Annotated in this window: 9 protein-coding genes; 3 read left to right on the top strand and 6 right to left on the bottom strand. The window is 70.5% G+C overall.

All coding sequences use genetic code 11. The features are described from left to right. The first annotated feature begins 17 nt into the window (after window positions 1-17). On the top strand, window positions 18-1,688 hold the full coding sequence (locus tag J2Z30_RS19535) for an ATP-binding protein (RefSeq protein ID WP_078956592.1): 1,671 nt from the start codon (window positions 18-20) through the stop codon (window positions 1,686-1,688). Continuing rightward, window positions 1,685-2,422, top strand: coding sequence for a response regulator (locus J2Z30_RS19530; protein ID WP_044569316.1), 738 nt, complete (start codon window positions 1,685-1,687; stop codon window positions 2,420-2,422). Before J2Z30_RS19535 ends, J2Z30_RS19530 begins: the two co-directional genes overlap by 4 nt. Before the next feature lie 13 nt (window positions 2,423-2,435). Here the strand turns inward: J2Z30_RS19530 and J2Z30_RS19525 are convergent, their stop codons facing one another. The 3 genes from J2Z30_RS19525 to J2Z30_RS19515 all read right to left on the bottom strand — a co-directional run bounded on the left by J2Z30_RS19525 (window position 2,436) and on the right by J2Z30_RS19515 (window position 6,836). Beyond that, window positions 2,436-4,043 carry a monocarboxylic acid transporter gene (locus J2Z30_RS19525; protein WP_044569320.1) on the bottom strand — a complete coding sequence of 536 codons (1,608 nt, stop codon included), beginning with the start codon at window positions 4,041-4,043 and terminating at the stop codon, window positions 2,436-2,438. Beyond that, window positions 4,040-4,492, bottom strand: a complete 453-nt coding sequence (locus tag J2Z30_RS19520; protein ID WP_308279973.1) for a DUF485 domain-containing protein — start codon at window positions 4,490-4,492, stop codon at window positions 4,040-4,042. The genes J2Z30_RS19525 and J2Z30_RS19520 overlap by 4 nt, the downstream gene beginning before the upstream one ends. A 220-nt stretch (window positions 4,493-4,712) precedes the next feature. Then, window positions 4,713-6,836: a DNA gyrase/topoisomerase IV subunit B gene (locus tag J2Z30_RS19515; protein ID WP_044569322.1), complete on the bottom strand. Its 2,124-nt coding sequence runs from the start codon at window positions 6,834-6,836 to the stop codon at window positions 4,713-4,715. Window positions 6,837-7,277: 441 nt separating this feature from the next. On the opposite strand from J2Z30_RS19515, the gene J2Z30_RS19510 reads away from it, so the two are divergent. Then, the gene (locus tag J2Z30_RS19510; protein ID WP_037964812.1) at window positions 7,278-7,508 is read left to right on the top strand and encodes a DUF7455 domain-containing protein; all 231 of its coding nucleotides are present in this window, start codon (window positions 7,278-7,280) and stop codon (window positions 7,506-7,508) included. 276 nt (window positions 7,509-7,784) lie between these two features. Here the strand turns inward: J2Z30_RS19510 and J2Z30_RS19505 are convergent, their stop codons facing one another. The 3 genes from J2Z30_RS19505 to J2Z30_RS19495 all read right to left on the bottom strand — a co-directional run bounded on the left by J2Z30_RS19505 (window position 7,785) and on the right by J2Z30_RS19495 (window position 11,806). Further along, window positions 7,785-8,615, bottom strand: a complete 831-nt coding sequence (locus J2Z30_RS19505) for a S1 family peptidase (RefSeq protein ID WP_044569326.1) — start codon at window positions 8,613-8,615, stop codon at window positions 7,785-7,787. 203 nt (window positions 8,616-8,818) lie between these two features. Then, window positions 8,819-10,384, bottom strand: a complete 1,566-nt coding sequence (locus tag J2Z30_RS19500; RefSeq protein ID WP_308279972.1) for an RNA polymerase sigma factor — start codon at window positions 10,382-10,384, stop codon at window positions 8,819-8,821. Window positions 10,385-10,852: 468 nt separating this feature from the next. Continuing rightward, entirely contained in the window at window positions 10,853-11,806 is a 954-nt protein-coding gene (locus tag J2Z30_RS19495; RefSeq protein WP_078956593.1) for a FadR/GntR family transcriptional regulator, read from the bottom strand. Window positions 11,807-11,839 lie beyond the last annotated feature (33 nt).

Genomic DNA, 11,839 nt, shown 5'->3' with positions numbered 1-11,839 from the left:
GGTTACCCTTCGTTGCCATGAGCGCCGCGATACCGCCGGGGCCGGCAGCCACGGCCACCAGGTGGCGCATCGGCTGGCCCCGACGCGTCTTCTCCCAGGTCCTGCTGATGCAGCTGGCCATCGCCACGGGTGTCACCGTGCTCGCGACCGGCCTCTTCCTCGCGCCGCTGAGCGACCACCTCGACGACCAGGCCATGCGCCGTGCCCTCGCCATCGCCCAGACCACGGCCGCCGAGCCCCGGATGGCCGACGCGCTCCAGCACACCCGGCCCACCCCCGGCGGGCCGGTGCAGACCGAGGCGGAGCGCATCCGCCGGGCGACCGGCGCCGAATATGTCGTGATCATGGACCGGCGCGGGGTGCGCTGGTCCCACACCTCCCCGGACGAGATCGGTAAGCATGTCTCCACCGACCCCACCGAGGCCATCGAGGGCCGGGAGGTCATGGAGATCGACGACGGCACCCTCGGCCGGTCGGCCCGCGGGAAGGTGCCCCTGCGCGCCGGGGACGGCCGTATCGTGGGCGCCGTCTCCGTGGGCATCTCCTACGAGAGCGTGCGCGCCCGGCTCGTCGCCGCGGTCCCGGAGATGCTCGCCTACGCGGGCGGCGCGCTCGCCGTCGGCGCCCTGGCCGCGTACGTGGTCTCCCGCCGACTCCAGCGGCGCACCCATGACCTGGCCTTCTCCGATATCTCGGCACTGCTGGCCGAGCGCGAGGCGATGCTGCACGGCATCCGGGAGGGCGTCGTCGCCCTCGACGTCCACGGCCGCATCCGGCTGATCAACGACGAGGCCCAGCGGCTGCTGGATCTGCGTCCCGAGGACACCGGGCAGCCCCTGGAGGCGGTGCTGGCCCCGGGCCGTACGACCGATGTGCTCTCCGGGCGGGTCACCGGCGCCGATCTGCTGGCCGTCAGCGGCGGCCGGGTGCTGGTCGCCAACCGGATGCCGACGGACGACGGCGGAGCGGTGGTCACCCTGCGTGACCGCACCGAGCTGGAGCGGCTGGGCCGCGAGCTGGACGGCACTCGGGGCCTGATCGACGCCCTGCGGGCGCAGGACCATGAGCACGCCAACCGGATGCACACCCTCCTCGGCCTGATCGAACTCGAACTGCACGACGAGGCGATGGAGTTCATCACCGAGGCGATCGGGGTGCACCGGGCCACCGCCGAGCAGGTCACCGAGCGGGTGCACGATCCGCTGCTGGCCTCCCTGCTGGTCGGCAAGGCCACGGTCGCGACCGAACGCGGCGTCTCGCTGTCCGTGGCCGAGGACAGCCTGCTGCCCAACCGGCTGGTGGACCCACCGGGGGTGGTGACGATCGTCGGCAATCTCATCGACAACGCCCTGGACGCGGCGGTCGGTTCGCCGGAGCCGCGGGTCGAGGTGGAGCTGTGCGCTGACGACCGTACGGTGCTGCTGCGGGTCTCCGACACCGGCCCCGGGATCCCCGCCGACCGGCGCGACGTGGTCTTCACCGAGGGCTGGTCGACCAAGGAGCCGCCCGCGCACGGCAAGCGCGGCATAGGGCTCGCGCTGGTCCGCCGGCTCGCCGAACGCCAGGGCGGCAGCGTCCGCGTGTCCGACCGGGAGGGCGGGGGCGCGGAGTTCACCGTCGTCCTTCCCGAGGCGCTGGCCGAACAGCCGGCCGGGGCGCCGCTGACCGCGACAGGAGAGCCACGATGACCCTTGGAACCGGACCGGGCGGGCCCCTGGAGGTGCTGGTCGTGGACGACGACGTCCGGGTGGCCCGGGTCAACGCCGCGTACGTCGGCAAGGTGGCCGGATTCCGCGTCGCGGGGCAGGCGCACACCGCCGCCGAGGCGCTGGCCTTCCTGGAGGACGCCCGGGGCGGCCAGGACGCCCGGGGCGCCCAGGGCGCCCACGTCGACCTGGTGCTGCTCGACCACTATCTGCCGGATGAGACGGGGCTGTCGCTGGTGCGGCGGCTGCGGCAGCTCGGCCATCACACCGACATCATCATGGTGACCGCGGCCCGCGACATCGCGACCGTCCAGGCGGCGATGCGCCATGGCGCGCTGCAGTACCTGGTCAAGCCGTTCACCTTCGCGGGACTGCGGGCCAAGTTGGAGGGGTACGCGGCGCTGCGCCGTGCCCTGGAGGGCGACGGCGAGGCCGGGCAGGACCAGGTGGACCGGATCTTCGGCGCCCTGGGCGGCGCCTCGGCCGGCCCCGCCGAACTGCCCAAGGGCCATTCGGCACTCACCGCCGATCTCGTGCGGGAGGTGCTGCGGGGCGCCGAGGGCCCGCTGTCGGCGCAGGAGGTGGCCGAGCGCTCCTCGCTCAGCAGACAGACCGCACAGCGCTATCTGAAGCTGCTGGAGCGCACGGGCCGGGTGCGGCTCAGCCTCAAATACGGCGAGACCGGCCGCCCCGAGCACCGCTACGACTGGGTCTGAGCCCCTTCCCGCCTCAGGCCGCGCCCGCCCCGGTGAGGGCCCGCACCTCCGTCTCGGCGTGCTTGGCGACATGGGCGGGGGCGTCCGCGGGGGCGGGTGAGGTGACCGTCCCGAGCCAGCCCGCGAGGAACCCGAGGGGCACCGAGACCAGCCCCGGGTTCTGGAGCGGGAAAAGGTGGAAGTCCACCCCGGAGAAGATCGCGTCCGGGCCGCCGGAGACCACCGGGGACAGCACCACCAGCACCACCGCCGGAAGCAGCCCCCCGTAGACCGACCAGACCGCGCCGCGCGCGGTGAACCGCCGCCAGAACAGCGAGTACAGCAGCACCGGAAGGTTCGCCGACGCGGCGGCGGCGAACGCGAGCCCCACCAGGAACGCCACATTGAGGTCCGCGGCGAGCAGCCCAAGACCGATCGCGGCCGCCCCGATCCCCACCGCCGCGATCCGCGCGACCACCACCTCGCCGCGCGGGGTACGGCCCGCCCTCCGGCTCAGCGAGCCGTAGAGGTCATGGGCTACGGAGGCCGAGGAGGCGAGGGTGATCCCGGCGACGACGGCGAGGATGGTGGCGAAGGCGATCGCGGCGACGACCGCGAACAGCACCGTGCCCCCGGTCGACCCGGCGCCGCCGCCGAGGTCCAGCGCGAGCAGCGGAACGGCCGTGTTCCCGGCCGCGTTGGAGGTCCGTACGGCATCGGTGCCCAGCACGGCGGCCGCGCCGAAGCCGAGCACGATCGTCATCAGATAGAAGCCGCCGATCAGCCCGATGGACCAGATCACCGAGCGACGGGCGGCACGGGCGGTGGGCACGGTGTAGAAGCGCGAGAGGATGTGCGGGAGCCCGGCGGTGCCCAGCACCAGGGCGAGACCGAGGCTCACGAAGTCCAGCCGGGCGGTCCAGTCGCCGCCGTACTTGAGCCCCGGGGCGAGGAAGTCCACGCCGTGGCCGCTGTTGCGCGCCGCGGTGCTGAGCAGGGTGTCGAGATCGCCGCGGAAGCGGACGAGGACCAGGGCGGTCAGCGCGATCGCCCCGCCCATCAGCAGCACGGCCTTCACGATCTGGATCCAGGTCGTGGCACGCATCCCGCCGAGCGCCACGAAGACCACCATCAGAGTGCCCACGCCGATCACCGTCCAGGCGCGGGCGCGGCCGCCGGTCTCCCCGAGCAGCAGGGCGACCAGACTGCCCGCGCCGACCATCTGGGCCACGAGATAGAGCACACAGACCGTGACCGAGGAGATGCCCGCGGCGATCCGGACCCGGCGCTCCCGCATCCGCGCGGCCAGCACATCCGCCAGGGTGAACCGGCCGCAGTTGCGGACCAGTTCGGCCACCAGCAGCAGGACCACCAGCCAGGCCACGAAGAAGCCCACGCAGTACAGCACCCCGTCATAGCCGAAGAGCGCGATCAGGCCGGAGATCCCGAGGAAGGACGCGGCGGACATGTAGTCACCGGCGATGGCGAAGCCGTTCTCCATCGGGGAGAACAGCCGCCCGCCCGCGTAGAACTCCTCCGGCGAGCCGTGCCGCCGGCGCCCCGCCCAGGTGGTGATGGCCAAGGTGACCGCCACGAAGACGCCGAAGAGCAGCAGCGCCAGGCTCTGCTGATCGCCGGTCACCGTCCGTGCCCCCGCATCATCTCCTGCGTCACCCAGCGGAGTTCGAGCGCGACCCGGTCCCGGCGCAGCCGTGCGTGCCGGGCGTACGCCCAGGTCAGCAGGAAGGTGGTGGCGAACTGCGCGAGCCCCGCGACCATCGCCACATTGAGCGTGCCCACGACCGGGCGGGCCATCAGTTGGGGGGCGGCGGTGGCCGCGACGACATACGCGAGGTACCAGATGAGGAACACGGCGGTCACCGGGAACACGAACCGGCGATAGCGGCGGCGCACCTCCTGGAAGGCGGCGCTGCCGTGCACCTCCGTGTAGACCGCCTGGGCGGCGGGCGGACGCGCGCGCCCGGGGTCGCCGTCCGTGTCGTCCGCCTCACCCCAGCCGGACGCGAGCGCGTCGTACCACGGGTCCTCCAGCCGCGCCGCTCCCGTGTCGCGCGCGTTGTGCATGTCCACCCCGAACACTCCTTGTTCACTGCGGCATTCGCCGCGTGACCAAGGATGGGCAGATCAGAAAGATCCAGGACCCTTCAATACCGGACCTTCACCCCATCAGGTGACTCAGGTGATGAACTGCCCGGAAACGGCACTACAGGAGCGGGCAGCGCGGGGAAACGCCGACGGGGTCCCCCGGGTGGGAGACCCCGCCGGACCGGCCCTGCCGAGGGGCCGGGCGTCAGACGTCGATGCGCGACCGGTCCAGGGTCGCCGCCGAGTTGGTGATGAACGCCTTACGGGGCGCGACCTCATTGCCCATGAGGAGGTCGAAGGCGCCCTCGGCGGCCTCCAGATCGCTGATGTTGATCCGCCGCAGGGTGCGGTGGCGCGGGTCCATCGTGGTCTCCGCGAGCTGGTCGGCGTCCATCTCACCGAGACCCTTGTAGCGCTGGATGCCGTCCTTGTAGCGGATCTCCCGGCGCTGGAGGTCCAGCAGGGTCTCCTGGAGCTCCTGGTCGGAGTAGGTGTAGACGTACTTGTCCTGCCCCCGCTTGGGGTTCACCAGCTCCACCCGGTGCAGCGGCGGCACGGCCGAGAAGACCCGCCCCTGCTCGACCATCGGCCGCATATAGCGCTGGAAGAGGGTCAGCAGCAGACAGCGGATGTGCGCGCCGTCGACATCGGCGTCGGCGAGGAAGATCACCTTGCCGTAGCGGGCCTGGTCGATGTCGAAGGTCCGGCCCGATCCGGCCCCTATCACCTGGATGATCGCGCCGCACTCGGCGTTCTTGAGCATGTCGGAGATCGACGACTTCTGCACGTTGAGGATCTTGCCGCGGATCGGCAGCAGCGCCTGGAACTCGGAGTTCCGGGCCAGCTTGGCCGTGCCCAGAGCCGAGTCCCCCTCGACGATGAACAGCTCGCTGCGGCCCACGTCGTCGCTGCGGCAGTCGGCCAGCTTCGCAGGCAGCGAGGAGGACTCCAGCGCGGTCTTACGGCGCTGTGCCTCCTTGTGCTGGCGGGCCGCGATGCGCGTACGGGCCGCGGCCACGGCCTTCTCCAGGATGGCGCGGGCCTGCGCCTTGTCGTCCCGCTTGGCGGAGGTCAGGAACGCCTTGAGCTCCTTGGAGACCACATTGGCCACGATGCGGGAGGCCGCCGAGGTGCCCAGCACCTCCTTGGTCTGGCCCTCGAACTGCGGCTCCGCCAGCCTTACGGTCACCACCGCCGTCAGGCCCTCCATGGCGTCGTCCTTGACGACGTCGTCCTCGGCGACCCGCAGCAGCTTGGCGCTGCGCAGCACCTCGTTGACCGTCCTGGTGACCGCCCGCTCGAAGCCGGCGACATGGGTGCCGCCCTTGGGGGTCGCGATGATGTTGACGAAGGACTTGAGGGTCGCGTCGTATCCGGTGCCCCAGCGCAGCGCGATGTCGACGCCCAGGTCGCGGGTGACCTCGGTCGGCGTCATGTGGCCGCGCTCGTCGAGGACCGGCACGGTCTCCTTGAAGGTGCCCTGTCCGGACAGCCGCAGCACATCGCAGACGGCCTTGTCCTGGGCGAGGTACTCGCAGAACTCGCTGATCCCCCCGTCGTAGCGGAAGGTCTCCTCGACCGGCCCTTCCTGCCCCTCCAGTCCCCGCTCGTCCCGGACCACCAGGGTGAGCCCCGGCACCAGGAACGCGGTCTGCCGGGCGCGCGCGTACAGCGTCTCCACGGAGAGCTTGGCGTCCTTGAGGAAAATCTGGCGGTCCGCCCAGTAACGGGTGCGGTTGCCGGTGCGGGTCTTGGGAACCCTCTTGCCCTTGAGGAGGCCGCTGGACGGGTCGAACGGGGCGTCCGGCCCGGATTCGGTGAAGATCCCGGGGACGCCGCGGCGGAAGCTGATCGCGTGGGTCTTGCCGTCGCGGTCCACCTCCACGTCGAGGCGGGAGGACAGCGCGTTCACCACGGAGGCGCCGACGCCGTGCAGACCGCCGGAGGCCGCGTACGAGCCACCGCCGAACTTTCCGCCGGCGTGCAGCTTGGTCATCACGAGCTCGACGCCGGACAGCCCCGTCTTGGGCTCGATGTCCACCGGGATCCCCCGGCCGTTGTCCCGTACCTCCACAGAGCCGTCGTCGTGGAGGATCACCTCGATGTGATCGCAGAAGCCGCCCAGGGCCTCGTCCACCGAGTTGTCGATGATCTCCCAGAGGCAGTGCATGAGGCCACGGCTGTCGGTCGAGCCGATGTACATGCCAGGGCGCTTGCGCACTGCCTCGAGCCCCTCGAGGACGAGAAGGTGCCGCGCAGTGTAGTTGGAGCCGCCCCGGTCTGCTCCGGTCAGCAGCGCAGTGGACGGCACGGACGTGTCGGCGGTCACGCGGTTCGCTCCTCGCTGAATTTCTGGTTGGCCCAGCTGTGGGCACGATGGTGGCATGGTCGCCCGTCAGAGCGTACCGAGGCTTGATAGAGCCTTTGTGCCGCCACCCGTTGAAACGTCCATGCTAGTCGCACCGGCCACCGTTTCGCTCGTACGTTCGATAGCTCACGGCGGTGCCGCACACATCACGTTCCCTTTCAGGCATGAACCATTTAGGCTCCGGGCACGTCCTCATTCACAACCGGCAACCCAGCCGGGAGGGCAAATCAGACAATCGACGCGAAGCATCAAAGCTAGGCAATACGGCTCATTCGCCGCCAAACGTCACCATCCGGCCTACTCAGAAGCAACTTTTGGGAAAAAGCCACGAGCGGGAACGATTTCAGGCTGGTTGGATGTTGACCCTGGTACGACAGCTCGTCGAGCTAGAGAAGAGGCGACGTGACTACTGTTCTGACCCCCGCGAGCCCGTTGACGGCCGCTGACCGCTGCGATCGCTGCGGCGCCCAGGCGTACCTGCGCGTCGTGCTGATCAGCGGTGGTGAACTGCTCTTCTGTGCCCATCACGGGCGCAAGTTCGAGCCGGAACTCAAGAAGATCGCCGCGGAAATACAGGACGAGACCGAGCGACTCACGGCCGTTCCGGCGTCCGCGTCCGAAGACGAACGCTGACGCCTCATACCCACGACGACGAGCGACGCCGGCCCAGGGCCGGGTTCCGGGCGGTCTGCCCCCTGAGCGGGGCGGCCGCCCACGCTCGTATCGTGGGTCCTTCCGCAGCATGACCCAGGGGCAACCTTCCGGCAGGACGCAGGGGCAACCTTCCGGCATGGCCCAGGGGCAGCCTTCCGGCATGACGCAGGGCGATCTTTCGGCATGGCCCAAGGGCCCCGCGGAGTTCGCTCCGGGCCCCTTCCGGGCCCATCCACAGGCACCCCGGGCTCCGCGTCAGCCATGGGCGGCCACCAGACCGGCCACCGAAGAGATCCTCGTGTAGACGCCGGGCCGCCCCGCCACGGCGCATCCACTCCCCCAGGACACCAGGCCCACCAGCCGCCCCCGGACCACCAGAGGCCCTCCGCTGTCCCCCTGACAGGCGTCCCGGCCCCCGTCCGGCAGTCCGGCGCAGACCATGGAGCGCGGGTCGTAGTCCCCTTCGGCATTGCCCGGATAGGCGCTCTCACAGACGCTGTCGGCCAGCACCCGGACCGTCGCGGTGCGCAGCGAGGAGGCATAGGTGCCATCGCCCTCCGTATCGCCCCAGCCGTACACCGCGGCCCGTTCACCCGGCCGGTACGCCTGGTCACCGGTGCCCGCCATGCGGATGGTGTAGGCCGCGGGCACCGTGACCCCCAGGGTGAGCACCGCGATGTCCCCGGCCCGGTTGTCGCCCTCGTACGCCGGATTGACCCACACCCGCGCGAGCGGGTACTCCACCCCGTCCTTCTTCCGCAGGTCGTTGCGGCCGATGATCACCTTCAGGTCCCGCACCTCCCGCCAGTCCTTGCCGAGCACCCCACGGCTCAGACAGTGGGCCGCCGTGACGACCGTCGTGGGGCCCACCACCGCCCCGCCACAGAACTGGCCCGACCTCTTGTGCCCGAAGAGCTCACGGCTGGCCACGGCCACCGCCCAGGGCGCCTCGACCGTACGGGCCGCATGCCCGCCGATCACCACCCGGTCGGCCGTCGCCGGGGCCGGCGCGGTGAGCACTATTGCGAGCGCGGCGGCCAGCGGCACCGCCAGGGCGATGAGGAGCGAGCGGAGCGACCTAGGCATGCAGCCTCCTGACCATACGGAGCAAGACGCATACTCAGCGTTACCCCCTCTGTCGCGAAGCGCATCCCGAGTGGGCCAAGCGGGGAACATGGCGCCGGAGGACTTGGCACCGGGCAGCGCGAAGGCCGGGCTCCCCCGGAGGGAGCCCGGCCTTCGCGCCGTACCGCTTCCGCCATAAGGCGGCTATGAATAGACGGACCGCATCAGTCCAGGTAGTCGCGGAGAACCTGGGAGCGGGACGGGTGGCGCAGCTTCGACATCGTCTTGGACTCGATCTGGCGGATGCGCTCACGCGTCACGCCGTAGACCTTGCCGATCTCGTCGAGGGTCTTCGGCTGACCGTCGGTGAGGCCGAAGCGCATCGAGACCACGCCCGCCTCACGCTCGCTGAGCGTGTCGAGCACGGAGTGCAGCTGCTCCTGCAGCAGGGTGAAGCTGACCGCGTCGGCCGGGACGACCGCCTCGGAGTCCTCGATGAGGTCACCGAACTCGCTGTCGCCGTCCTCGCCCAGCGGGGTGTGCAGCGAGATCGGCTCACGGCCGTACTTCTGGACCTCGATGACCTTCTCGGGGGTCATGTCGAGCTCCTTGGCCAGCTCCTCCGGGGTGGGCTCACGGCCCAGGTCCTGGAGCATCTGGCGCTGGACGCGCGCCAGCTTGTTGATGACCTCGACCATGTGCACCGGGATACGGATGGTGCGGGCCTGGTCGGCCATGGCGCGGGTGATCGCCTGACGGATCCACCAGGTGGCGTACGTGGAGAACTTGTAGCCCTTGGTGTAGTCGAACTTCTCGACCGCGCGGATCAGACCGAGGTTGCCCTCCTGGATGAGGTCCAGGAAGAGCATGCCGCGGCCCGTGTAGCGCTTGGCCAGCGAGACCACCAGACGGAGGTTGGCCTCCAGGAGGTGGTTCTTGGCGCGGCGGCCGTCCTCGGCGATGATCTCCAGCTCGCGCTTGAGCTTAGGCGCCAGCTTGTCGGAGTTGGCGAGCTTGTCCTCGGCGAACAGACCGGCCTCGATGCGCTTGGCGAGCTCGACCTCCTGCTCGGCGTTGAGCAGCGGGACCTTGCCGATCTGCTTGAGGTAGTCCTTGACCGGGTCGGCCGTGGCACCGGCCGCGGCGACCTGCTGCGCGGGGGCGTCGTCCTCGTCCTCGTCGGAGAGCACGAAGCCCGCGTTCTCCGGCTCGGCCTCTGCGCCCTCGGGGCCGGGCTTGCCCGGTGCCTCCTCGATGACCTCCTCGCCCTCGAGGAGCTCGTCGGTGACATCCTTCTTGGCGGTGGCCTTCTTCGCGACCGTCTTCTTCGCGGCGACGGTGGCCTTCTTCGCGACCGCCTTCTTGGCCGCGGTCTTCTTGGCGGCGGCCTTCTTCACGGGTGCGGCCGTGGCCTCACCGGCCGGGGCAGCGCCCGGGTCCGCGGTGGGGGCGGCCGGGGCGGCGGGGGCCTTCTTGGCGGTGACCGTCTTGGCCGCGACGGTTTTGGTGGCGGTGCGCTTCGCCGGGGACTTCGCTGCGACGCTCTTACGGGTGCGCTTGGGCGCCTCTGCGGCACTGACCATCAGCGTCACACCCTCCTCGTCGAGGATCTGGTTGAGGCTGCGCAGTACGTTCTTCCACTGGGTTGGCGGAATCTGGTCAGCCTCGAAGGCCCGGCGCACATCGTCGCCGGCGATCTGCCCCTCAGCCTTTCCCCGCTCGATGAGCGCCATGACAGACTCCGACTCGGCGATCTCCGGCGGGAGCGTACGGGATGTGCTGGCCGACACGAACAACCTCTCGGAACGTTGGAAACGGCTTCCGGCTCAGTCCGCTGGGGACCGGAGCCGACGACCGCCGGCAGGGATGAACCGACGGCGCGGGCGGAGTGCGGAGGAGTACAGCGATTTGAGCGACATCCGTATTCCCTCCGCGGCTGCCACCTCTTTAATCATCGCGCTGCCCCAAAGAGCGTTACGCCCAATACTCGTGGCCCGAGTCACACCCCATAACGGTCTTAATGCCCATCCAACGGGACAGAAAACTCCCAGTCGCGCACCGATGGGAGTCACACGGCGCCGATCGATCAGATCGCGCCGCGCCGCCGAACCCGCGACGCGGGATCCGGCGACGCCCTCTCGTACGCCGTACGGCATTCATCGGGCCGGAACTCGCCGCCTACTGACACCGTCTTGCCGTACGTCGTACGCCGCACGCTCCGGAAGCCCGGCGATCCGGGCGACCGGACGCGCCGCGGATCAGTGCTCGCGCGGCGCGGGCACCCCGACCTCGGCATGATCGAGATCCGGGTGGACGGTCAGCAGCTGGCGCATCGCCGCCTCGGCCGCCGCGGCGTCGCCCTCGCCGACCGCCTCGACGATCCTGCGGTGGTGGGCGACCCCCGCCTCGGTGAGGCGGTCGCAGCCGGAGACCGGGGCTCCGGAGACATGGAGCGCGGCGGCGACGATGCCCGCCAGGTGCTCCAGCATCCGATTGCCCCCGATCTGGAGCAGCAGTGCGTGGAACTCGGCGTCGGCGCGGGAGAAGGTGAGGGCGTCACCCTGTGCCAGCGCATGGCCCATGATCTCGACCATGTCGCCGAGCCGCTGCTGCACCTCCTCGCGGCCGTGCCCGGCGGCGAGGCGGGCGGCCAGCGGCTCGATGGTCCAGCGCAGCTCGCACAGCTCACGGCGCTGGCCGTCGCGCTGTGGACCGAAGGCGCGCCACTCGATGATGTCCGGATCGAGCAGGTTCCAGTCGCTGACCGGGCGGACCCGGGTGCCCACATTGGGGCGGGCACTGACCAGGCCCTTGGCCTCGAGGACGCGCAGCGATTCCCGTACGACGGTGCGGGAGACCTCGAAGCGCTGCCCGATCTCCTCGGGGACGAGCGGACGGTCCGCGCCCAGGTCACCGGAGACGATCATCTGGCCCAGCTGCTGAACGAGTTGGCCGTGCAGCCCGCGGCCCCGGTTGCCGGCCGCGCGTCGGCCCACCCGGCCGATCTCCGCCTCGGCACCGTCCCAGGAGGAGGGGGCGCTGCCGCGGTCGGCGCCGGGGGCTTCGGCGTAGGAGTAGCGGTCAAGCTCGCCCGAACCGGCCAGGCCGGAGTCGGCGGGGCGAGCCGCGGTCATCGTGGTGTGCGCAAGGGTACTCACGCATCCTTTGTCGGCGACGCCTCGGAAGCCCTTGAGGTCTTTGGTGAAAAGCACACGAAAGGGTGATCGCCCATTACCTCATAATTG

The organism is Streptomyces iranensis (genome assembly GCF_017874715.1).
Lineage (GTDB): Bacteria > Actinomycetota > Actinomycetes > Streptomycetales > Streptomycetaceae > Streptomyces > Streptomyces iranensis.
Note: the sequence above shows the minus strand (reverse complement) of the source record. Positions and strands in the feature narration are given on the sequence as shown.

What these genes read in the sequence shown, in the direction of transcription:
- J2Z30_RS19505 (WP_044569326.1), bottom strand. Translation starts at nt 8,615, where the DNA reads ATGCCTAGGTCGCTCCGCTCGCTCCTCATCGCCCTGGCGGTGCCGCTG.
- J2Z30_RS19535 (WP_078956592.1), top strand. Translation starts at nt 18, where the DNA reads ATGAGCGCCGCGATACCGCCGGGGCCGGCAGCCACGGCCACCAGGTGG.
- J2Z30_RS19530 (WP_044569316.1), top strand. Translation starts at nt 1,685, where the DNA reads ATGACCCTTGGAACCGGACCGGGCGGGCCCCTGGAGGTGCTGGTCGTG.